Annotated in this window: 19 protein-coding genes; 9 read left to right on the top strand and 10 right to left on the bottom strand. The window is 47.2% G+C overall.

Going from position 1 to position 22,405, the window contains the following annotated elements:
- Positions 1–5: 5 nt before the first annotated feature.
- Together smc and E2B99_RS04710 are read right to left on the bottom strand one after the other, a co-directional pair.
- A complete protein-coding gene (gene smc, locus E2B99_RS04715) occupies positions 6–3,650 on the bottom strand; it encodes a chromosome segregation protein SMC (protein ID WP_134243810.1) in 3,645 nt (1,214 codons plus the stop codon).
- A gap of 72 nt (positions 3,651–3,722) precedes the next feature.
- On the bottom strand, positions 3,723–4,418 hold the full coding sequence (locus E2B99_RS04710) for a GntR family transcriptional regulator (RefSeq protein ID WP_134243809.1): 696 nt from the start codon (positions 4,416–4,418) through the stop codon (positions 3,723–3,725).
- Positions 4,419–4,778: 360 nt separating this feature from the next.
- On the opposite strand from E2B99_RS04710, the gene E2B99_RS04705 reads away from it, so the two are divergent.
- The 4 genes from E2B99_RS04705 (at position 4,779) to E2B99_RS04690 (ending at position 9,190) form a co-directional block, all read left to right on the top strand.
- Positions 4,779–5,567 (top strand): biotin--[acetyl-CoA-carboxylase] ligase, encoded by a 789-nt coding sequence (locus tag E2B99_RS04705; RefSeq protein ID WP_166738988.1) that lies wholly within the window; start codon positions 4,779–4,781, stop codon positions 5,565–5,567.
- Between the two features lie 62 nt (positions 5,568–5,629).
- On the top strand, positions 5,630–6,379 hold the full coding sequence (locus tag E2B99_RS04700) for a type III pantothenate kinase (RefSeq protein WP_134243807.1): 750 nt from the start codon (positions 5,630–5,632) through the stop codon (positions 6,377–6,379).
- Positions 6,380–6,490: 111 nt separating this feature from the next.
- Positions 6,491–7,312: a tetratricopeptide repeat protein gene (locus E2B99_RS04695; RefSeq protein ID WP_134243806.1), complete on the top strand. Its 822-nt coding sequence runs from the start codon at positions 6,491–6,493 to the stop codon at positions 7,310–7,312.
- 99 nt (positions 7,313–7,411) lie between these two features.
- Positions 7,412–9,190 carry a pentapeptide repeat-containing protein gene (locus E2B99_RS04690; RefSeq protein WP_134243805.1) on the top strand — a complete coding sequence of 593 codons (1,779 nt, stop codon included), beginning with the start codon at positions 7,412–7,414 and terminating at the stop codon, positions 9,188–9,190.
- Between the two features lie 44 nt (positions 9,191–9,234).
- Here E2B99_RS04690 and ffh read toward each other — a convergent pair whose 3' ends face one another.
- Entirely contained in the window at positions 9,235–10,701 is a 1,467-nt protein-coding gene (ffh, locus tag E2B99_RS04685; protein WP_134243804.1) for a signal recognition particle protein, read from the bottom strand.
- Between the two features lie 150 nt (positions 10,702–10,851).
- Here ffh and E2B99_RS04680 point away from each other — a divergent pair, with 150 nt between their 5' ends.
- Complete coding sequence (locus E2B99_RS04680; RefSeq protein WP_134243803.1) at positions 10,852–11,667, top strand: cytochrome C assembly family protein; 816 nt, start codon at positions 10,852–10,854, stop codon at positions 11,665–11,667.
- Positions 11,668–11,710: 43 nt separating this feature from the next.
- On the opposite strand, the gene E2B99_RS04675 is transcribed toward E2B99_RS04680, so the two are convergent.
- The gene (locus E2B99_RS04675) at positions 11,711–13,126 is read right to left on the bottom strand and encodes an amino acid permease (protein ID WP_134243802.1); all 1,416 of its coding nucleotides are present in this window, start codon (positions 13,124–13,126) and stop codon (positions 11,711–11,713) included.
- A 325-nt stretch (positions 13,127–13,451) separates the two neighbouring features.
- Between E2B99_RS04675 and E2B99_RS04670 the strand changes: the two genes are divergently transcribed.
- Both E2B99_RS04670 and E2B99_RS04665 read left to right on the top strand, forming a co-directional pair.
- Positions 13,452–14,654 carry a glycerophosphodiester phosphodiesterase gene (locus tag E2B99_RS04670; RefSeq protein WP_134243801.1) on the top strand — a complete coding sequence of 401 codons (1,203 nt, stop codon included), beginning with the start codon at positions 13,452–13,454 and terminating at the stop codon, positions 14,652–14,654.
- Positions 14,655–14,749: 95 nt separating this feature from the next.
- Positions 14,750–15,235, top strand: a complete 486-nt coding sequence (locus E2B99_RS04665; RefSeq protein ID WP_134243800.1) for an HAD family hydrolase — start codon at positions 14,750–14,752, stop codon at positions 15,233–15,235.
- A 103-nt stretch (positions 15,236–15,338) separates the two neighbouring features.
- Here the strand turns inward: E2B99_RS04665 and E2B99_RS04660 are convergent, their stop codons facing one another.
- From E2B99_RS04660 to E2B99_RS04640, 5 genes are all read right to left on the bottom strand, one after another.
- Positions 15,339–15,932 (bottom strand): hypothetical protein, encoded by a 594-nt coding sequence (locus E2B99_RS04660; RefSeq protein ID WP_134243799.1) that lies wholly within the window; start codon positions 15,930–15,932, stop codon positions 15,339–15,341.
- Positions 15,929–16,471, bottom strand: a complete 543-nt coding sequence (locus E2B99_RS04655; protein WP_134243798.1) for a hypothetical protein — start codon at positions 16,469–16,471, stop codon at positions 15,929–15,931. The genes E2B99_RS04660 and E2B99_RS04655 overlap by 4 nt, the downstream gene beginning before the upstream one ends.
- 136 nt (positions 16,472–16,607) lie before the next feature.
- Complete coding sequence (locus E2B99_RS04650) at positions 16,608–17,924, bottom strand: MFS transporter (protein WP_430981444.1); 1,317 nt, start codon at positions 17,922–17,924, stop codon at positions 16,608–16,610.
- 116 nt (positions 17,925–18,040) lie between these two features.
- Positions 18,041–18,376: a chaperone modulator CbpM gene (locus E2B99_RS04645; RefSeq protein ID WP_134243796.1), complete on the bottom strand. Its 336-nt coding sequence runs from the start codon at positions 18,374–18,376 to the stop codon at positions 18,041–18,043.
- 45 nt (positions 18,377–18,421) lie between these two features.
- Positions 18,422–19,462: a DnaJ C-terminal domain-containing protein gene (locus tag E2B99_RS04640; protein ID WP_134243795.1), complete on the bottom strand. Its 1,041-nt coding sequence runs from the start codon at positions 19,460–19,462 to the stop codon at positions 18,422–18,424.
- 405 nt (positions 19,463–19,867) lie between these two features.
- On the opposite strand from E2B99_RS04640, the gene E2B99_RS04635 reads away from it, so the two are divergent.
- Both E2B99_RS04635 and E2B99_RS04630 read left to right on the top strand, forming a co-directional pair.
- Complete coding sequence (locus tag E2B99_RS04635; protein WP_134243794.1) at positions 19,868–20,620, top strand: hypothetical protein; 753 nt, start codon at positions 19,868–19,870, stop codon at positions 20,618–20,620.
- 231 nt (positions 20,621–20,851) lie between these two features.
- Complete coding sequence (locus E2B99_RS04630) at positions 20,852–21,985, top strand: NAD(P)H-dependent flavin oxidoreductase (protein ID WP_134243793.1); 1,134 nt, start codon at positions 20,852–20,854, stop codon at positions 21,983–21,985.
- Between the two features lie 13 nt (positions 21,986–21,998).
- Here E2B99_RS04630 and E2B99_RS04625 read toward each other — a convergent pair whose 3' ends face one another.
- Complete coding sequence (locus E2B99_RS04625) at positions 21,999–22,364, bottom strand: RidA family protein (protein ID WP_134243792.1); 366 nt, start codon at positions 22,362–22,364, stop codon at positions 21,999–22,001.
- Positions 22,365–22,405 lie beyond the last annotated feature (41 nt).

Genomic DNA, 22,405 nt, shown 5'->3' with positions numbered 1-22,405 from the left:
GAGTACTACTCCGAAGTTGCACTATATGTTGCAGCTTGCTCAATATTTACTGCCACCAGACGCGACGCGCCGGGTTCCGGCATGGTTACACCCAACAAATCCGTTGCCATGGTCATAGCAAGTTTATTATGAGTAATGTAAATGAATTGCACCTGTTGTGATAGCTCTTTTACCAAATGACAAAACCGCTGCACATTGGCGTCATCCAGCGGGGCGTCCACTTCATCCAGTACGCAAAAGGGCGCCGGGTTTAACCTGAAAATGGCAAACACCAGCGCCAGTGCTGTCAGGGCTTTTTCACCACCGGACAATAAAGCCAGACTACTGTTACGCTTGCCCGGTGGCCGTGCCATCAGTTTTACCCCGGATTGCCAGTCATCCTCAAGGCTTAAGGAAGCTTCACCGCCACCAAATACTTTGGGAAATAGGATTTTCAGCTCGGCATTCACCTGATCAAAGGTGCTCATAAACAGGGTGCGGGTTTCCTGATCAATGCTTTTCATGGCCTGTTCCAGTTGCTCGACTGCCTGTTGCAGGTCATGCATCTGATGTGCCAGTTCTTCATGGCGCTGCGTGACATCCTGCAAGGCTTCGGGCGCTGCCAGATTCAAATGGCCCAGCTTCTGGATTTGCTGCTGTACTTTTTCCAGTTGCTGCTGCCAGTCGGCCAGCTGGCTGATATCCACTTGTTCCGGTTGGATGGGTTTATGAGTCATGGATTCATTGTCAGGATGCGATTCAGCCGCTATCTGCAAGGCAGTAAGCTGTTCCAGTGCCTGTTCCATCCTGTTTTTGCAGTCCTGCCAGTGCAGCCGGGTTTGCTCAAGACTATCGCGTAGCTGGTCTTCATGGTTTTGACCCTGCTGGCGCAACTGGCTTAGACGCTGCTGTTCCTGCTGCCGGAATTCCAGTTGCTGCTGCCAGGTGCTCCAGCTGGCATGCGCCTGTGCTGCTTGATCCTGTGCCTGTTCCAGTTGTTGCAGTTGGGTGGGATGCAATTGTTGCGCCTGTACTACTGCCTGTTCCAGTTGCACCAGTTGTCCCTGAATTTGCTGTTGTTGCGGCTCGGCACGCTGCAAGGATTGCCGGGTTGCCTGCAACTGTACCGTTAAGCTGTGCTGTGTGGCTTGTAACTGCTGATGTTGCTGCTGGGTGACCTGATGGGCAATGCGCGCATCCTGCACGGCCTGCTGCAACTGGTTGCGGCTATCCTGCTGGGCTTGCAGGCGCGGGTTTAACTGATTCAAGCGCAGATTCAGGCTGGCCAGTTCCATTTGCCATTCGGTCACTTGCTCCTGATCATCCTGCTGGCTGTGCTGCAATTCTTCCAGTTGGCGCACTAGTTGTGCCATTTGCTGCTGTCCGGCTTGCAAGCTACTTTCCAGACGGGCCCGTTGCAATTCAAGCTGGCGCTGCGCCTGGTTGGCCTGTGCCAGCTTTTGCTCAACTGGTTTTAGACTGTCCTGCTGCAAGGTGATCTGTTGTAACAGTTGCTGCTGTTGACACGCTAATGGCTCAATGTGTTGCTGCAACTGATGCAGGATTTGCTGAAGTTCCTGCTGGCGCAATTGCTGCTGTAAAATCCCTTGCTGGCGGGCGGCCTGTTCATCAATATTCAGGTTGATGTGCCAGTTTTGTCCCAGCCAGAAACCGTCCAGACTGAGCAGGCTTTGGTAACTATTGAGCTGCGGTTGTAAATGTAAGGCAATTGAATAATCCGGCACTATACCAACAGCCTGCCAGCAACTGAGCAGCGGACTTATAATCCAATGCGCTAAAGGAATGACGTGTTCATGTTGGAGGCAAGTGTTTAAAGATGAATTATCCAATGATTTAGGATTTACCAGATAAGCCCGCGCTGTAGTAGCGGTGTTCGCAAAGCTGTCCTGCAAATCGGCAGTCAGCCAGTCGGCCAGAAATTTTTCAATTAAGGGCAAATGCGGCTGCGCTTGCGGCTGAAGCTGTAATTGTTGCAACAGTTGTACCGTAGCAACAGCGCTGAAATTTTCAGTCTGAATTTCCTTATTCTGATGTTCTTTATGGTGATTTTCTTGATGATTTTTTCCAGCTTTTGCATTCTTTTCATTTTTGGACTGGCCTGCTTTATTGGCCTGAAGCTTTTGAGTAGCCTGTAGCTTTTGAGTGGCCTGTAATTTTTGAATAGCCTGTAGCTCGGTTTCATGCTGCTGGAATTCAGCTTGTTGCTGCTTGAGCGCCTGCCGGACTTGATCCAGTTGCTGCTGATACTGGCTTAGTGCTGCCTGTACCTGCTGCTGTTGCTGCTCCAGCCGGGTTTTTTCCAGTTGTGCCTCATCCAGTTCAACCAGTACATCATCCAGTTCAGTCTGTTGCGCACTGCGTTTGAGTTGTTCCAGTTGGGCACTGGCCTGCTGGATTTGTTGCTCCAGCCGTAACTGGGCGCGTGCGGTGCTGTCAATTTGCTGCTGCAAACGCTGTTGTTGCTGAGTAAATTGCTGGGCCTGCTGCTGGCTAGTTTGCCAGTCGGCTTCCACCTGCTGATACTGCTGTTCGATGTGCTGTAAATGCGCCAGTTTTTGCTGAAGCTGTATCTCTGTATCGAGAAATTGCTGCTGACCTGATTCCAGTTGCTGCTCTAATGTCACAAGTCGTTCCTGATCCTGTGCAATCTGGCTGGTGAGGGTTTTCAGGTTGTCCTGCCACTGCTGAATCTGGGTTTCGCGCTGCTGCTGATCCAGCTGATATTGCTGCACTTTTGCGGCAAGCTGGCTCACTTCACGCTCAGCCTGCTGCCACGCCTGCTGAATCGGTTCAGCCCGCGCCAGTAACCCGGATAATTGCTGGCTGCCGCTTTCCCAGTCGGCTTCGGCCTGATTGCGATGGCTGCGTAACTCGCGGTATTGTTCACCCAGTTGGGTGAGCTGTTCAGTATAACGCTGCTGGTTTTGTTCGGCCTGCCGATAATGCGCTGACCATACCTTGATTTTTAAGTCCAGCTGCTGCTGTTCCAGCTCGTGGTATTTAATCGCGGCTTGGCTTTGTCGCTTGAGGCTGCGCATCTGGCTTTGCAACTCATCATTAATATCTTCCAGACGGCTTAGGTTCTGGCGGGTATGCTCCAGATGTTGCAGGGTTTCGCGGCGACGTGCCTGATAGCGCGACACCCCGGCAGCTTCCTCAATAAATACCCGCATTTCCTCGGGCTTGGCATCGACCAAGCGGTTGATCATGCCCTGTTCAATAATCGCGTAGGAACGCGGGCCTAAGCCAGTGCCCAGAAAAATATCGGTAATATCCCGGCGGCGGCAGCGTGTGCCATTTAAAAAATAATCCGAGCGGCCATCGCGGTTGACCTGACGCCGCACCGACAGCTCGCTGTAGGCATTGTATTCACCACCCAGCTTGCCCAGTGTATTTTCAAAGCGCAGCTCGACACTGGCCTGCCCGACAGGTTTGCGCTGTGCGGTTCCGGCAAAAATCACGTCAGTCATGGCACCGCCACGCAACTGCCGCGCCGAGGATTCCCCCATCACCCAGCGAATGGCATCAATCACATTGGACTTGCCACAGCCATTAGGGCCAACCACCGCTGTCCGGTTGTCGGGAAACACCAGTGTGGTGCTATCCACAAATGACTTGAATCCCGCCAGCTTTAAACTAATTAACCGCATATCTTAAAATCGCATTACTTTGTTTACCGCATCTTTCTATAGCGCGCTGGTGATAAGTCTTAGAATCCATAACTAGCGCCGTGAACGCTGTGCCCACGCCAGTTCAATCTGCTTCATGCGGGCCAGTGAGTCCAGCACCAGATTGCGCAGGTGGCGGCAAAAATCTTCCATAAATAACGCTGCCTGCTCGCCTTTACGGATCAGGATGGCATCAATTACTGGACGGAACAATACAAAGGCTTCCTGCAACTCGCGCCGTGAAGTATTTAAGGTTAAAAAATAACTGCGGCGCAATGATGGCAACAGGTTTTCAAAAATATCGGTCAGGTAGGGGTTGGCCACAATGTCGTTGCAGGTATGCAGGAATAAAAACACATGGTCATAAAATTTTTCAATATCGCCCAGCCGCACCTGTTCATCCAGCTGCTGCATCAGTGTGTTCATTTGCTCACTGTCATGCTGGCGCCAGCGCTCACTGGTTCGCTGCACCAGTGCGCCCAGAATCATCATGCTGGTGTCAAACAGGCTTTGAACCTGCTGCGCCGACATTTCCGACACCACGGCACCGCGGCGTGGATAAATTTCAATAAGATAGGTTCGCTGTAAAATTAGCAGGGCTTCACGCACTGAGCCACGGCTTACATCCAGCTCTTTGGCAATGCGTAACTCCTGAATGCGCTCCCCTTCGACCAGCTCCCCGGTAATAATTTGTTCACTAATGTGCTTTGCAATTTGTTCAGATAAACTGATTGACGCCTGAAATGCCATTATGATACCTGTTATGTTGTTATCAATTTAAAAATGGTCAGGTTATAGCCATTACCCCTAAGTGCTTATATAACAGAGTTTACATGTGTACTCTGTCACATTGTCGGACATTTTTACATTATTTTTAAAGAATAGGCAGGCCTAAACCGATAAAAACGCTATATTTTTGATCAAAACACACTGACTTGACAGTAATGCCGAGGTCATTCACCCTATAACCCATGCGTTTTATCCTTGGTTTTATTTAGTTTTATTTAATTATTTTCGCCGCAGTTTAATTTAGTTTTTTTCACCACACCCATATAGGTTGGTAGCAAACCGCTCAATATATATAGCCCAATAAGCCGCATGAGTACGCCCATGACTATACCTGACCATTCAATCCCCGCTATCCCTGATGAACAGGATTCACGCATCAACAGCCTGCGTTATGGCCTCAGGCTGCATGGCGTAAGCACGATTGACCATGTGCTCTGGTTGCCATCCACCACCTCCACCAACGACGTGGCCAAAGCCATGAGTGGCAGCAGTGCTCTGGTCATTAGTAACCAGCAACAGGCCGGACGTGGTCAGGCGGGACGTATCTGGCAATCGCCCACAGGCAACCTGTATTTGTCACTACGCTGGACGCTTCAGCATCCGGTGAGTGGCCGTTTGGCGCTGGAAGTCGCTCTGGCGCTGGTTAATATGCCGATTCTGGCGCACCATGCCGGATTGCAAATCAAATGGCCCAATGACCTGTACTTCAATGGCGCCAAATGGGGCGGTATCCTGATTGAGCCGCTGCATGACAATCAGGTGGTGATTGGCGTGGGCCTCAACCTGCAACCGATGCAGGCACAGGTGACTGACCAGCCGGTGACTGACCTAACTGCCATTACCGGACAGGCGCTGGATGTGGCCGAACTGGCGGTGCAAACCACGCTGGCACTGATTCATGCCTGCCAGCAGTTTGACCATGGTAGTTTGGAGCTACCCACCCGCTTTGCTGCCTTTGATGCACTGCTGCAACAACAGGTGGTGGTACATAGTCCGGCGCAAACTGATTTGCACGGTACGATTATTGGTATCCAGCCGGATGGCGCGCTGCTCCTCAATACCTTAAACGGTACAAAAGTCATTTATAGCGGGCAAGTCCGCGCGGTCTAAGTTTTTTATATCTTAACTCTGCCCTCTCATTTCTGTATCTTATTAACAAGGGAATGGCTTCAATGCGTCAGCTCTGGCTTGATATTGGTAACACCCGGCTTAAATACTGGCTCACCTCACACGGGGAAATGCAGGCCAATGGTGCCGAGCTGCACCTGCAATCACCAGCGGATTTGCTATTGGGGCTGGTGGATCGCTTTGCCCAGTTTAGCCCGCATGAAATTGGTATCTCTTCAGTGCTGGATAAAGCCTCTAACCAGCGCGTGCAGCAGATTTTGTCACGCCTGAATATTCCCGTGCGTTTTGCCAGCGTGCAGGCGCAGCATCAGGGCCTGATCACGGGCTATGATAATCCCAAACAACTGGGCATTGACCGCTGGCTACAGGTGCTGGCCCTCGCTGGCAATGCGCAGGACGGACAGCAAAATCAGTACTGCATTGTCGGCTGCGGCACGGCACTGACCATTGACTTGCTGGACAATAACCGGCACTTGGGCGGTTATATATTGCCTAGCCTGTATTTACAGCGCGATTCGCTGACTCAAGGTACCAAAGGTATTAAAATTCCCGAACAGGCGTTTAGTGACCTGTATCCGGGCCGCAATACCAGTGATGCTGTACATCATGGTATTTTGCTGGGCTTGCTGGGTGCGATTGAAAAAATTATTGCGCATAACCCTGAGCGCAAAATTGTGCTCACTGGCGGTGATGCTCCGGTGTTTGCCAGCTTTTTACAGCAAAAAACCGAGCTGATTTTGGAACCGGATTTGCTGTTAAAAGGCCTGATGCGTTTTTTTGCCAAGCCTGAATAACAGTAGATTGATCACTATTTAAAGGGATTAGCTACCCCTCCTAAACATACAGAAACTCAAGCTAATTACGCTTAGTCAAACCATGTAAAACCGACCAAGATGAGCCTAATAATGACAACAATCCAAAAAAACAGAACCATGATCCAAACCCAGCCTGTTCAAATTTTTGGATTATTTATTGTAGTTTTAGGGATAAGTGCTACGACCCCAACGCATGCAATAGATACGGAAGAGGCACAGGAAAAACAGCAGCTTGCTGACTGCAAGAAAATAACAGGCTATGCACAGGCCGGGCAAAAAGCCTATCACGCAGGCAACTACAACAAAGCGCGCACCCTTTTTGAAACGCAGGCCGCATGGAGCCACGCCTGCCGGGTTATGTTTCAGGGCAATCAGCCCAGATTTTCCATATCTGACGGTGCAGTGGCTACGGCGGACAACAATGTGGCACTCACCTATATCAAGCAAAAGGATTATCTCAAAGCCCGTGCATGGCTGATGATTAACCCGGATGATAAAAAATCGCAGTACAACCTGAACCTGATTAAAGCCGAACTGGCTAAACTGGATACATCCAGTCAAAGCAAAAGCCCAGTGGGTGAATACTGGCAATATGCGGGCAATGGCGCATGGAATATCGTTGGCGTGAAGCAAAAAGGCACGCAATATCAGATTTCATTTTCTGGCTTGTATATGGGCATGATGAGTATGTATTACGGCCCGAATATGGGCGAATTTACTACGCTTAGTCCGATTAAAAATGGCAAAGCTGTCTGGAAAGAAAGTGAAACCGAAGGGCTGGCGGCTGGTGAAGGCTGCACAGTGGAAATGCGTTTTAAAGCAGACAGTGTGATATTGGAAACCACACAAGGGGAATGTGGTTTTGGCCATAATGTGTTTGCCGATGGCGAATTTTTAAGAATAAGTTTTTAAGAGTGAGTTACCACTATACGCCGGATGATTTGCATTAAGCCAGCTTATACGCACTTGTTTGAATAAAGATAATGGGTCATGGATTGAGATAAGAATTAAATGAGAAATTGGCTTCAAGATTTTTGGAGAAATCCGGTTAAACGGCGCTGGGTTATTATCATTAACCTAATAATGCTCGCTCTATCTTACGGTACTTTTAATTTATTAGATAAACAGATTAATCCTTGGGTTTCTTTAGGACTAATAATCTTGGCACTTTTTTGCGAAATATTAGTTTTTGCTTTTTATGTACCCGATCAACTAAAAGAAATTTGCAAAGACATCAAAGCTTTTATTGCTTGGTCTAATCGTGACGCCATATATCATCACTATCATCTAAAGCATGAGGATAAAGAATATAAAGGCCCAGACTGGGAAGATGAAGAATTTAAAAAAATAATAATCTTAAAAGAGCGTGTTGATGCGTTTATAAAAGCTAGCATTGCATATCAAAAAGTTGATTTTGAACGATGGAAAAAGCGTAATTTGGGGGTCAATCTTGATCATCAATCACAAACTGCGCAGCGTATACTGAAAGTCGCTATAGCCACTTTTATTTCATTAGTTATTTTATTCATTCTATATAAGTGGCTAAAATTTGATAGCGACACGATAAGTATTTTAATCAAAGATTCGCGTAGCCCAGTTTTAGCAGCACTGATTACTACCGTGATAACTTCACCTGTCATTTTTATTATTTGGGTATTTAGGGATAAAAATAATCGCGTGCAAATTGAAAATGGCCGCAAAGATACTAATCTAAAAGACTTTCAAAAACTGAGTGAATGGGCGAGTGGCTTTCATTTGCCCGAAATCAAGCAAACTACTACCACTAAAACCACAAATAAAACGACTAAAGACATTCAGGAAAATATCGAAGAAACGACAACCAGCCAAGAGGATTTTCTTGTCCCAGAAGGCAGTAACAGTATTAGCCGCCGTTTAGGTGCAGAAGCTTTACAAGCTAGCGCGATTGCCCAGCTAGAAGCCTTTATGTTTGGTAAGTATGGCGAGCAATTTATGCAACCTGCATTTTTACTGATTCATGCCATTTGGGAATCTATTATTACTCAGCAACAAGCACGTTTTTATAATGAGCAAGAATTTAAAAATTCATTACCCCAATTTCATAAGAATCCAATTATCGCAGCCTTAAATAGAGCTCTAATTGGAGCAAATGGTAATCATCTAAGATTATTTTTGCCTCAACTAATAGGTTTAAACCTTAAAGGTACAGGCAACATGAATTTTTCTTTTGGAGAATTAACTTTAGCTGGCTTAACTTTAGATCACATAGATTTATCATTTTCTTACTTCAGCGGGACGCAGCTACAAGGAACTAAGCTTCGATATGCAGATCTCTCTTATGCAAATTTTAATCAATCTAATTTTCAAAAAGCTAACTTTCAAAATGCACTCCTAGTACAAACCAAGCTTAATTATAGTCATCTAACTTACGCAGACTTAAGAAATACAAATTTGACAAATACAAGTTTTCGCTCCTGCAACCTACAATTTGCTGATTTAGAAGACTCTATAATGAGCAATACAAATTTAACAAACTCTCAACTGCATAACGCCAATCTATCTGGGGTAGCCTTCGAAGGTACTATTTTTACTGGTGCAAAGATTAACCGTTTCACTTTATTTCTCGACCATGAGTATGAAGATCAATATTGGGAAAGTGATAAAGTCCGTGAAACCATACTTCTTAATGGTGCAATCTGGGATGATGATCCCGAATGGCTAGAAGGAAAAATACAAAATCTTGAACTTTTAAAAAGCCTTAAAAAATATGGGCAAAAAAGAAATCCTGACGGAACCTTTACTATTAACTAAAAAACGACCCCTTAAGGCCGTTTTTTAATTCCAGTACTTCAAACTTAACGCTTTTTACCAAAACCCGGTGGCAATGGCATATTGCCAGGCATTCTACCCTGCCCGCCATCTGCGCCCTCGGCACCACCGCCAAACAACGGGCCTAAACCACCACCGCCGCCACCTTGCAGCTCTTTCATGCCACGCATCATCTTGGCAATGCCGCCGGGGCTGGAAAACTTGCGCATCATCTTGGCCATCTGGCTGTGCTGCTTGAGCAAGCGGTTCACATCCTGAATTTCCATGCCACAACCGGCAGCAATACGGCGCTTACGGCTTGGGTTGATAATATCTGGGTTGCGGCGTTCTTTAATGGTCATGGAGCGAATAATCGCTTCCATTTTGCCCACTTCCTTTTCCGGCTTGGCCTGTTCCAGCGCCTGCTGAATGCCACTGCCGCTCATGCCCGGCAATTTGTCCAAAAAGCCTGCCATACCGCCCATGTTTTTCATTTGTTCAAACTGGGTCAGCATGTCTTCAAGGTTAAATGCACCGCCTTTTTGCAGTTTCTTCGCCATCTTTTCCGCTTTTTCGCGGTCAATCTTGCGTTCAACTTCTTCTACCAGCGACAGCACGTCACCCATGCCCAGAATACGCTGGGCAATCCGCTCAGGGTGGAACGGCTCCAAAGCATCCAGCTTTTCGCCCATCCCTAAAAACTTGATCGGCTTGCCGGTAATGGCACGCACTGACAGCGCGGCACCACCACGCGCATCACCGTCAGTTTTGGTGAGGATCACACCGGTTAACGGCAAAGCATCATTAAACGCCTTGGCGGTATTGGCCGCATCCTGTCCGGTCATGGAATCGACCACAAACAGGGTTTCGGTTGGGTTAATCGCAGCCGTCAGCGCCTTGATTTCATCCATCATGGATTCATCAATATGCAAGCGGCCAGCAGTGTCCACAATCAGCACGTCGGCAAACTTGATTTTGGCCTGCTCAATGGCACGCATGGCAATGTCAATCGGGTTTTCGTCGCTTGATGAGGGAATAAAATCCACGCCCACATCATTGGACACACTGCGTAACTGCTCAATGGCGGCGGGACGGTACACGTCGGCAGAAACAGTCACTACTTTTTTCTTTTGGCGATCTTTTAAAAACTTGGCCAGCTTACCTGCCGTGGTGGTTTTACCGGCACCCTGCAAACCTGCCAGCAAAATCACTACTGGAGGCTTGGCAGACAGGTTCAGGCTTTGATTAGCCTCGCCCATCATTTCAGTAAGCTGGTCGTAAACAATTTTCACGAACGCCTGACCGGGCGATAATTGCTTTAAGACTTCCTGCCCCAGTGCTTCGGCTTTTACTTTTTCAATAAACTCACGGGTTACCGGCAATGCCACGTCTGCTTCCAGCAGTGCCATGCGTACTTCCCGCAAGGTATCCTTGATGTTATCTTCGTTAAGCTGCCCGGTGCCTGTGACATTGCGCAGGCTTTGCGTCAAACGATCGGTTAAAGTATCAAACATTGCGAATTCCGCTTGTAACTTTGCAAAAAATATTGCCTAGAATAGAAAATTACCGCTCCAGATGCTATAGGATATTACATACCAGACGGTTGAATATGGTCGAATCGTTAATAATGAAAATCCAAACCATTAGAATCAGGGTTGAATGGCATGACTAGCCTGCCTGTGATTATAGCACTGCTTGCGACGGCTGCGTATGCCAGTACCTTCTGGTATTTGCTGATTCATTTATTACAAAAAATGCCACCCCGCAAGCTGGTGACACTGGTATTGCTGAGCATTGGCCTGATTCTACATGCGTCAGTGTTGTTTCCGGCGCTCATCACCCCGGCAGGGATTAATTACAATATTTTTAACCTGATTTCGCTCACCTGCTGGCTAATGCTGGCATTCAGCTTTTTGTTTAGTACCTATCGGCCCATTTTAGGATTAAACCTGCTGGCAACGCCCGTGGCTTGTGTTGGCCTGCTCATGAGTGTGATCTGGCATGGGCCATTTGTGTCATTAAACCAGGGCGGGTTATGGCTGGACGTGCATATTTTCCTGTCGCTGGCGGCTTATTGCGTGCTATGGATGGCCAGTATTCAGGCCATTTTGCTGTGGGCGCAAAACCGCGAACTCAAGCAAAAAACCGATAAACGCATCTGGGTGGCCCTGCTGCCACCATTGCAAACCATGGAAAAACTACTGTTTGACATGATTGCGCTGGGTTTTGGATTGCTGACACTGGCCTTGAGTTTTGGGATTTTTACCATTGACAGCTTTTTTGCCCAGCATCTGGCGCACAAGACCGTGTTTAGCATTTTGTCGTGGCTGGTATTTGGTACGCTGTTAATTGGTCACTGGCGACTGGGCTGGCGCGGGCAGCGTGCCATTAGCTTTACCCTATGGGGCTTTGGATTGCTGCTGGTGGGCTTTATTGGCAGCAAGCTGGTGCTGGAACTGATCCTGCATATTCCAGCCTGATTTTATTGATTAAAACCCAGTGATACAGCAGATTTCATGGCAATCAGGCTGGTGCATACCATTTGTAATAGCTGGCATAACACCCGGCAATAAACAGCAGGCAACCAATTAAACCACCCAGCAAACTGGGATCAAACGCCATGCCCAGACAGGTAATAAAACACAGCACAAAGGCTGCAATCGGCACAATCGGGAAAAATGGCGCACGGTAGGTTAAGTCATGGAGCTGGCCCCCTTGAGCTAGAAATTGCTTGCGAAACCGATAATGACTCACCGCCACGCTCATCCATACCACCACCATGGTAAACGCAGCAATCGACAGCAAATGCGTGTAAATGGTTTCCGCAGCAAACACGCTGGTGAGCAGAGATGCCAAGCCGCCAATCATGCTAAACATCAGCGCATTGAGTGGAATCCCGCGCCGGGTCAGCTTGCCAAAGGTTTTGGGCAGCATATTTTGCTGGGACAATGACCACATCATGCGTGAAGCGGCATACAAGCCGGAATTGGCCGTCGACAGCAGTGCAGTGATAATCACAAAATTCATGATATCAGCAGCATAGGGAATGCCCATACGCTCAAACACCAGCACAAACGGGCTTTCTGTCAGGCCAAGCTGCTCAAAGGGAATCAGTGCAGCAATAATAAAAATGGTACCCACAAAAAAGATTAATAGGCGTAATAGCGCCGCATTAATGGCTTTGGGAATGGTTTTGCCTGGATTATCGGTTTCACCAGCGGCCACACCAATGAGCTCCATACCGGAAAAGGCAAAATTAACCGCCAGCATGGTGACTAAAATCGGCATCAGGCCATTGGGAAACCAGCCCTGTGCATATAGGTTATGCAGCAATGGCGCTGGTTGAAAGCCATTCATAAAAGCAGGCATCAACCCAAAAACAGCACAGCCACCCAGAATAATAAAAATTAAAACCGTGGCCACCTTGATGAAGGCCAGAAAAAACTCGGTTTCAGCAAACACCCGGGTAGAAAACACATTGGATAAAAAAATGACCACTGCAAACAGCGCACACCAGATCCACACCGAGACCTGCGGAAACCAGTGCTGCATTAAAATCCCCGCTGCCGTGAATTCGGTGCCCAGCGTGGCCGTCCAGGTAAGCCAGTATAGCCATGCAATCATGTAACCTGTGGCGGGATTAATAAACCGCGTGGCATAGGTACTAAACGCGCCACTGTCCGGCACATGCACCGCTAGCTCGCCAAGGCACAGCATCACCAGATAGGCAATAATCCCGCCAATAAAATATGCCAGCATTGCACCCACCGGGCCAGTCTGGGCAATCACACCGCCTGAATTTAAAAACAGGCCCGTCCCAATGGCACCGCCCAGCGACAGCATCACTAGATGACGGGTTTGCATACTGCGCTTAAGATGATTGGTTGGCTGATTTTGTGCCTGGCTTTGTGGGAAGCTTTCGGGTGTAGACGAGTTCATGGGAAATTTACTGCAAATGGCCGGACTACAGGCCAGCATCAGGATTGGGTAATGCGTGCATGTCTCTCACCACAATGATGTTGGCGAACTACAGGCAGAAAGAGGGCTATTCTAGGTGCTTGTCTCACTGAAATAAATGCTTTTATACAGACAAGTCATCTGCAAAGCCTGCCCTTTGCGCGCTCCTTAACTCTTTACCTGCCTGCAAACCTATATGGCAGATTCATGGGCTTGTCATAAGCCTCATGCAGACTAGCGCCAACTCTTTTACTCACTATATCTTTAGTAAAAGGCGTCATAAAAGACAAAATCTGGAAATAACATTATGTTGAACAAGCAAAAATTGATGGGCGCAGTGATTGGCTCTATTTTGGCCACTGCTTTAGCTGGCTGTAATGATGACAACGATAATAGTGACAACACAGGCGTCATTAGCCCAACGCCTAAAAAAGCACTGGTATACGGCCATCGCGGCGCGGCGGGTTATTTGCCGGATCACACGCTGGAAGGCTATAAAAAAGGCATTGAACTGGGTGCAGATTTTGTTGAGCCGGATCTAGTGATGACCAAAGATGGCATACTGGTTTGCCGCCATGAACCCAATATTGGCGGCACCACCAATGTGGCCTCTCATCCTGAATTTGCCAGCCGTAAAACCAGCAAAATGATTGACGGTGTAAACGTTAAAGACGACTGGTTTGTCTCAGATTTTACCCTGGCGGAACTCAAAACCCTGCGTGCCATTCAGCCATTACCGCAGGATCGCAGCACCCAGTACGATAGCCAGTTTGCAATTCCAACCCTTGAGGAAATGATTCAAACCGTACAGGCCGAAAACAAGCGTCTGGGCAAAAACGTCGGCATTATCCCTGAAATCAAGCACTCTACTTTCCATGCCAGTATTTTTGGCCAATATAAAATTGAAGATGAACTACTGCGTATTTTAGCCAAATACGGCTACAGCAAAAAAGATTCGCCAGCCATTATCCAGTCGTTTGAAGTGAGCAACCTCAAATATCTTAACGGCAAAACGGATGTTCGATTAGTGCAGCTCATCGATGGCTACGACATTGACAGCAACGGTAATATGCAGTTTGAAGCGCCATCGCTGCGTCCGTATGACTGGACAGTGGCTGGCAAAACTGACAAAACCTATGGCGCTATGCTGACTCCCACCGGCTTGGCAGAAATTAAAACCTATGCTGATATTATCGGGCCGTGGAAGCCTTACCTGATTAGCTCCAAAACGGTAGATGCCAATAATGATGGCAAGGCTGATGACCTGAACAATGACGGCAAGCTGGATGAGCGTGACCGTGTTTTATTACCTGCCAGCAATGTGGTTAAAAATGCGCATGCTATTGGGCTGGAAGTAGTACCCTTTACTTTCCGCAATGAACCACGCCGTTTGGCCAGTGATTATAAAAACGACCCCAAAGCCGAATATAAAAAGTTTTATGACTTGGGCGTTGATGGCGTGTTTACCGATTTTGTCGATACCGCCGTGGCCGCCCGTGATGGCAAATAGGCTTTAAGCTAAACGAAAAACAGCGTTTCGGCGCTGTTTTTTTATTGGTGTTTTAGTCTTATGATTTGATCTTATTCAAACTTTGCCTGATTCACATGAGCACTATTTATTTATTCGACTGGGGCAATACCCTGATGGTCGATTTTCCTCAATATACTGGCAAAATGTGCTATTGGGAAACTGTTCAGGCGGTTGACGGAGCAGCAGAAACACTGGCCTATCTGTCAGCACACCATAAAGTTTATATTGCCACAGGCGCTGCTGATTCATCCGAAGCAGAAATTCAGCAAGCATTTGATCGCGTTCATTTATCCCAATATATTTCAGGTTATTTTTGCAAGGCCAATTTGGGCATTGAAAAAAGTTCTGCCCGTTTTTATCAGGCTATTGTAGAAAAACTGGCTGTTGAGCCATTTGACATCACAATGATTGGTGATTCACTGGAAAAAGACATCATTCCTGCACTAGAGGCAGGGTTAAATGCCATCTGGTTCAATGCTTTTCATCTTCCATTACCTGAGAAAAACCTTGTAATTAGAGAATATCGGCATATTAATGGCTTATGGGATTTGATACGTTAAATAAGATTAGATCTCTTGCATAAGTCTGGTTTCGACAAGCTCAACCAACGCTGCCTGAGCCTGTCGAAGGCGAGTTGGTGCAACTTATGAAAGAAGTCTATTATTAATTTTCAGCAAAATTCCATTTTTTAATAATCATTCCAACCTTACTTTTTTTACCCGTAACCTCTATATAAAAAGGCTGATCAGACAGCTGATTATAGCTTTCGCGACCTATGCAAACACTACCATTGAGTTCTTTTAACCGAATATGCAGATAGTAATGGCATCCCCGGCCACCACCACTGTAGGTTCTTTGTGCAATACCCTTTTCCTGATACTCAACACCAGTAATCTGGGTGATGGCAATCGGTAAAGTGAAATACATAAAAATCAGGCTAAATAAAATACCCATGCCTAAATAGCCCATTATTTTTATTAAAAAAATACCAAAAGTATGCTCTGCTAGATAGTTTGAAATCTTTCCCATATCAAATGTTAAGATTATCCATGCAAAAGGTACTGCCACGAGCGCAACAGGAATCTTTGAATGCTGCTGCCAGTAATTACTGATTAAAAAGGGTTCTGTGCTGGTAAAGGCGACCCAAAGCCAGATAATAATAACAGGTGAAATTACGGTGAGCTGGGCAATTAACAGAAAAACCTTTCCTGTCTTTTTCTTTAGCCGATGTGTCCGCACGCGCTGGCTTTTAATCAAGGTTGTTCTGCTACCTCAATAGATTGCACCAAGAAGCCTAATTTGCTTTGTTTTCCAATTAGTTTAGCTTTAAATTCAGTATCTGGATATTTGTCTTGACTGCTACGAATGCAAATTTTATTTTCATTATCTGCCCGAAAATATAGATACGTATGGCAACCTTTCCTCCCTGTAAAAGATATTTTTTGTGCAGTTAAAATTAACTCTGCTGGTTGACCATTCAAGCGAGTATATATCCAAGGCACAGTCTTTTTAGCTATTGAATAACTCGCTAAAAAGATCATCAATACTGTAATGCTCCCAAAAAATAGTATGGTCAAGGTTCCACTAGAGTTTGGTGATAGTTGCGTTTTCCATCCCGTTATTCTGAATATCTGAAAATAAAAAAATGTGATCAGCAATAGAAAAAAGATGAAACTATAAATAAAATTTTCTTGCCAAAAATGACTTGAGATAAAATCAATAAAAAACCAGCTTAAGCTTGCTAACAGACCGAATGAATATATTATAAATTGAATTCCTTTTGATGGATTTATCAATGTGACGCTTCCATTAATTTACTCATCCTGATTCCCAAATTTATAATAGACTTCTTTCATAAGTTGTACCAACTCGCCTTCGACAGGCTCAGGCAGCGTTGGTTGAGCTTGTCGAAACCAGACTTATGCAAGAGATCTAATGAATACTTACTTTGCGCCACCGGAAAATAGGCCATAAACAAAGCACTGCCAACAGCACACAAAAGCCAAAATGAATGCTATAGCCCCAGTATTCCGCCACTATCCCACTCACAATATGCACACCGCCGCCAGTCACCGCCAGCACTGATACCTGAAAGGTAAAATCACTACCCGCTTGCTGCTTGCGGGAATAATCCATGATCAAGGTAAGCATGGCAACCAGCGCCATAGCCCCGGCAAACTGTTCAATGGCATTCACACAATACACCTGCCACGCTACCACAATGTAACCATGTTCAAACTGCCAGGCCAATATGGCATACAACAAGAAGCTTAAAATTTGCAATAAATTAAACCACCACAGTGCTGTACTGCGCGCCATGTATTTCATCAACCATGCAGCCAGCAGGGCACCCATCACTGAAGCCACCGAACCCAGCATGCTGGCCATCAAACCAATATTGGCCAGACTAAAGCCCATGTCCACCATCATGGGTTTGACCATTGCACCACTTAAGCTATCGCCAAGCTTAAAGGTCAGTAATACCAGCAACCATGCCTGCATTTGTGGGTTATGCCAAAAATAGGCAAATTCAACGGCAAAGAATTTTCGCCATTTTTTAAGCTGAAAATTCGACTTAGCTGCTGCCTGCACGCCATCAACCTGGATCTGCTGCGGCCAAACAGGTTCCCGAAACAACAAAATGGGTAAACTGTTCAGCACTACAAAACCAGTGAGCAGCAGAAATACCACTTGCCATGACCATAAATCCAGCAACAGCAGTACCGCACCGCCGCCAAAAATAAAACCCAGCCGCGAACCCAATACCTGCACCGCATTGCCCCAGTGTTGCTGCAGGGTTTGCAGCAAACGCACGGCAAGGCCATCGGTGGCAATATCTTGCGTGGCACCCATCAGGTTAATTAAAAACAGGACAATAAAAAAACTCAGCAAAATAACTGGGCTGGCCAGCGCGCCGGGTTCTAGAAAACTAATCACCACCAGCAACAAAATTGTTAAAAACTGGGTGGGAATAATCCAGCTACGGCTTTGTCCCCACTGCGGTGAAAAGTAACGATCCACCACGGGCGCCCATAAAAACTTTAGCGCCCACGGTGCCATCAGCAGGCCAAAACCCCCAATGGCAGCCAGTGATACATTATTCTTTCGTAAAATGGCTGGCAGCGCCTGCGTTAAAAAACCAACCGGCAAACCCTGTGCGAGGTACAGGCTGAGCAACAAGCCAATGCTGTAAGCTGGCGCTGTTTTTATTGAATACTTGTCAGGGGCTTGCTGGGATGGAACTAACAAAACGGCATTCATCTAATGTTTGTTTGTATTGATTATGCCGTTTGTTCGGTCAAATTACGATGACACAGGATATAAAGGCTACTTAATATCCTAATTTAGAGCTTAATAATAGGCTGCTAGCGGATATGCAATGCCACTTGAGCCCGTAGCTGTTTGACTTCATCCAGTAAATCCAGCATCAGCGCCACGGCAGCAAGGCTGGCATCAAAGTCACGCTGCAAGCGCCATGCCCGTCGCGCGCGTGCCAGTTCCTCGCCCACAAACTGCCAGTGTTCTGGCGTACTGTCATTTTTTTCCAGAATACTGTGTTCTACCAGCGCAATCACCCAGTCGTGCGGCTGGCCACAGGCACGGGCAAAATCACTGAGGCTTAAAAACACATTTCCATCAATTACAGTGCCATCCAGTTGTTCCTGATCCAGCGTAATATCGCGGATAATGAACTGTCGCATGTTATTCTCCCAAACTATCTCTTTTCAGCCTGATGTTGTTTTGACTTATGCCCGTGGATTAAAGGCCATGTTTTCTGCCATTTGCCGATAAACTGCCTTGGCCGCTTCAGTATTGGCTGGCGGCACCACCACTTGCAGGATCAAATACAGGTTGCCCGGTTCCTTAGCCGGAATGCCCTTGCCTTTAAGGCGCAACTGGCGTCCACTTTGCGAACCTTCCGGCAGCTTCACATCCACCGCGCCTGCTGGCGTGCTCACCTGAATGGTTTCACCCAGCGCCGCTTCCCACGGGCTAACAGGTACGGTCAGGTACACATCACTGCCTTCTAAACGCAACTGGTCGGTATTACGATACTGAATTTCAATGTATAAATCGCCCTGCGCGCCACCATTGAAGCCAGCTTGCCCCTGCCCCGACAAGCGGATTTGCTGGCCCGGTTTCATGCCTTTGGGAATTTTGACCTGTAGGGTTTTACGCTGTATCTCCTGCTGACCATTGGCATTAATCACTGGCATTTGCAGCGTTAGTTGCTGGGTTGCGCCTTCATACGCCACCCGCACATCCACCTCAATGCTGGCATGCTGGTCTTCACCGCGATAATTTTGATAGCTGCCTTGTTGCTGGTGACCCTGAGCACCAGCACGCCCTCCACCAAAACCGGCACCAAACTGGCCAAACAGGTCTTCAAAGCCGCCAAAACCTGCGCCGCCGCTACCCGCACCAAAACCGCCACCACTAAAACCACCGCCAAATGCACGACGCAGGTCTTCTTCAGTAAACTGCTGGCCAGCGCCTTCGTGTCCACGATAATACTGGTACTGATTTTGATAGGGGTTACCCGCATTACCAGTATGACCACCTGCAAAGCCATAGGGATTGTCCAGCATCTGGTCATATTCGCTACGCTTGCTGTCATCTGTTAAGGTTTCATAAGCTAGGTTAATCTGCTGCATCTTGTCGGCGGCATCAGCTTCTTTGCTGACATCCGGGTGATACTTGCGCACCAGCTTGCGATAGCTTTTTTTGATGTCATCAGTACTGGCGCCACGTTGCAGGCCCAGTATTTCATAATAGTTTTTATCCATTGATCTACCTCAAAAATTCAAATTTTCATTTATCAATAACATCGGGGTGCTGTCCTGATTTTAAAGACCCTTCAAAAAGTTATGGGCTGTTTTTGTATAAGAACCTATACAGTTCAATGAAGCAGACAAGTATTTTTTAGAAAATTACTGATGACATGCAATGGTTATATTATTCGATGAAACATGACATAGCTAATACGCCTAACTTTCACTTAGCTTGTCTGGGACTACTTACATAATCTCACCACTTGTCACTGATACTCTTATTCAACAATTCTGTTTTTATCGGCAAATTAAGGGATTAGATATAAAATTCGCTGTTTGGCTATTGGCACATCAACCTTAAACACCAAGCGCGGTTTTGGTTTCATTTTTATTTTTCAGTAAACAGGCAGGTAACGCACCATGGCACACACCATCATCAATCTTGGACAAGGCTTCTGGAATATTCGTGGCGCACTCAGGATTGGTGGCCTGATTGATGTGGGAACGCACTGTTCACTGGTACAACTGGCGAAAGACCGTTTTATTTTTCTGGACAGTTATGAACTCAGTGGCAGCGTCCGCGAGCAGGTCATGGCGCTCACCCATCAGGGACAGGCGGTTGAAGCGATTTTAAACCTGCATCCGTTTCATACCCTGCACTGTGAAGCCATGGCACGCGACTTTCCACAGGCCACCCTGTATGGTTCACTGCGTCATCAACAAAAACTGCCCCAGTTAGCGTGGTCCCCGGATCGGGTAGAAAGTGAGGCCGTTGCTGCGCGCTATCCCGAGCTTGAGTTTTCACTGACACAAGGCATTGACTACATTTCAGCCAAGCCCGGCGTCCATGCCGGTTCATTACTGGCCTATCATCCTGTCAGCAAAAGCCTGCATGTTGATGACACCTTTGCCGCGCCGCCACAGGGCGGATTACTTGAAAAATTCCTGCCAGAAATTTTTATTAGTCCAGCCACACGCTGGGCCTTAAAACCGGAAGCGAATGCAGCCGAGATTTATTGTGAGTGGGTGCAACAACTGGCTGATCAATGGCAGGACACCCAAAATTTTTGTGCAGCACATTCGGGTCTAGTACAGTTTAAAGCGGGTGAATTTAAACCTGCCTTACTGGCCGCCCTTGAGCGCGCCCGCCCCAAATTACAGGCGGCGCAGTAACTTTTTAGGGCCATGCTGTTACAGATTAAACTAATGCTTAGGCTGAATTCATGCTTAGGTTAAATACCTGTGTAAGTTACATTTCAGGCTGATTGCCCAGCCAATTTAATCCTATCAATTATTTACCGCATAAATAATGAATATCATTAAATTACGCTTATGCTGCCCTAAATCCCATGTTAAAACAGGTTAATGCTTTGTTTGGCACCTTTTATTTAGAGAGCAATTGCCATGAACAATCAACCTGATTCTTTTCATCCCCGTGCCACACCCTCCTACCCTATCAAGACACAGCAATTTCTACAGCAACTGGGCATTCAGCATCCCATTTTGTTAGCGCCCATGGCAGGCACCAGCACGCCTGAACTTGCAGCCGCAGTCAGTAATGCGGGTGGACTGGGTTCATTGGGCTTGGCCAATGCATCAGCTGAAGCTGCCCGGCTGGCCATTCAACAAACCAGAGCACTCACCAGCAAGCCATTTAACTGCAATTTCTTTTGCCATCAGCCGCCACAGCGCGATCCAGCCACTGAGCAGGCCTGGATTAATTACATGGCGCCATTTTTTCAGGCTTTGGGTGGTGAAGCACCCGGAACCTTAAAACCAGTGAATTCCAGTTTGATTGACAACCAGCCTGTAATAGACATGCTGCTACAGGAAAAACCAGCGGTGGTGAGCTTTCACTTTGGTATTCCTGCTCTTGATGTGATCAAACAACTGCAACATGCCGGGATTGTTTTGCTAGCCAGTGCAACCAGTCTGGCCGAAGCTAGAATCATTGAAGCCGCTGGAATAGATGGCATTGTGGCACAAGGGGTGGAAGCTGGCGGCCATCGGGGTATTTTCAACCGTGATATTGACCCGGCCATTGGCACATATGATCTGGTGCGGTTATTGGTAACCCATACCCATCTGCCGATCATTGCGGCGGGCGGCCTTATGGATGGTGATGATATTCAGCAGGTGCTAGCGCTTGGCGCCTGTGCTGCCCAGTTAGGCACAGCCTTTGTGATTTGTAAGGAATCTGCTGCCGATCCGGTATATCGCCAGCGCCTGCAAGACCCGGCTTATCAAACCACTTATATTACTGCCAGCATTTCCGGGCGGCCTGCAAGGGGCTTGATGAGTGCATGGCATAGCCAAGTTGACCAGCCGGAACGCCCTGCCTTAAGCAGTTATTCCTATATATATGACCTGGCCAAACAACTTCATGCATTGGCCAGCAAGCAGGGCAATTATGATTTTGCCGCCTACTGGGCAGGCAGCAACGTGGCACGCATTCGCAACCTGAATGCCACTGAATTGATGCACACCCTAATAGACGAGCTGCATCAGGCCAAGACCAAACAGTCAGCGAATTCTTAGATAAACAGCAGGCTTAATAAATGGCTGCGGTAATGACAATTTCCAGCTTCCAGTCCGGGTTGGCAAGCTGGGCCTGTACAGTGGCGCGCGGTGGCGGGTTGCTCGGTGATACCCATTCACGCCATGCCTGATTAAAACCAACATAATCCGCCATATCTGCCAGAAAAATCTGGCAGGACAAAATCCGGTGCTTATCTGAACCAGCCTCAACCAGCAGCGCATCAATCTGGCTAAATACATCCTGTGCCTGTGTGGCAATATCGCTGGACTGTTCACTGGTACAGCGACGCGGCACTTGTCCGGCCAGATATACCACATCCTTATAAATGGTGACTTCGCAGTAGCATTTGCCCACATGCAGGCGTTTGATCTCTGACATTTTCCTTTCCTTGGTGATTCAGTGCGACTTGAATTTAAATG

This window comes from Alkanindiges illinoisensis (assembly GCF_004377485.1).
Classification (GTDB): domain Bacteria; phylum Pseudomonadota; class Gammaproteobacteria; order Pseudomonadales; family Moraxellaceae; genus Alkanindiges; species Alkanindiges illinoisensis_A.
The sequence above is the reverse complement of the archived record's forward strand: the minus strand, read 5'-3'. Positions and strand labels throughout refer to the sequence as shown.

What these genes read in the sequence shown, in the direction of transcription:
- smc (WP_134243810.1), bottom strand. Translation starts at nt 3,650, where the DNA reads ATGCGGTTAATTAGTTTAAAGCTGGCGGGATTCAAGTCATTTGTGGAT.
- E2B99_RS04710 (WP_134243809.1), bottom strand. Translation starts at nt 4,418, where the DNA reads ATGGCATTTCAGGCGTCAATCAGTTTATCTGAACAAATTGCAAAGCAC.
- E2B99_RS04705 (WP_166738988.1), top strand. Translation starts at nt 4,779, where the DNA reads ATGACTATACCTGACCATTCAATCCCCGCTATCCCTGATGAACAGGAT.
- E2B99_RS04700 (WP_134243807.1), top strand. Translation starts at nt 5,630, where the DNA reads ATGCGTCAGCTCTGGCTTGATATTGGTAACACCCGGCTTAAATACTGG.
- E2B99_RS04695 (WP_134243806.1), top strand. Translation starts at nt 6,491, where the DNA reads ATGACAACAATCCAAAAAAACAGAACCATGATCCAAACCCAGCCTGTT.
- E2B99_RS04690 (WP_134243805.1), top strand. Translation starts at nt 7,412, where the DNA reads ATGAGAAATTGGCTTCAAGATTTTTGGAGAAATCCGGTTAAACGGCGC.
- ffh (WP_134243804.1), bottom strand. Translation starts at nt 10,701, where the DNA reads ATGTTTGATACTTTAACCGATCGTTTGACGCAAAGCCTGCGCAATGTC.
- E2B99_RS04680 (WP_134243803.1), top strand. Translation starts at nt 10,852, where the DNA reads ATGACTAGCCTGCCTGTGATTATAGCACTGCTTGCGACGGCTGCGTAT.
- E2B99_RS04675 (WP_134243802.1), bottom strand. Translation starts at nt 13,126, where the DNA reads ATGAACTCGTCTACACCCGAAAGCTTCCCACAAAGCCAGGCACAAAAT.
- E2B99_RS04670 (WP_134243801.1), top strand. Translation starts at nt 13,452, where the DNA reads ATGTTGAACAAGCAAAAATTGATGGGCGCAGTGATTGGCTCTATTTTG.
- E2B99_RS04665 (WP_134243800.1), top strand. Translation starts at nt 14,750, where the DNA reads ATGAGCACTATTTATTTATTCGACTGGGGCAATACCCTGATGGTCGAT.
- E2B99_RS04645 (WP_134243796.1), bottom strand. Translation starts at nt 18,376, where the DNA reads ATGCGACAGTTCATTATCCGCGATATTACGCTGGATCAGGAACAACTG.
- E2B99_RS04640 (WP_134243795.1), bottom strand. Translation starts at nt 19,462, where the DNA reads ATGGATAAAAACTATTATGAAATACTGGGCCTGCAACGTGGCGCCAGT.
- E2B99_RS04635 (WP_134243794.1), top strand. Translation starts at nt 19,868, where the DNA reads ATGGCACACACCATCATCAATCTTGGACAAGGCTTCTGGAATATTCGT.
- E2B99_RS04630 (WP_134243793.1), top strand. Translation starts at nt 20,852, where the DNA reads ATGAACAATCAACCTGATTCTTTTCATCCCCGTGCCACACCCTCCTAC.
- E2B99_RS04625 (WP_134243792.1), bottom strand. Translation starts at nt 22,364, where the DNA reads ATGTCAGAGATCAAACGCCTGCATGTGGGCAAATGCTACTGCGAAGTC.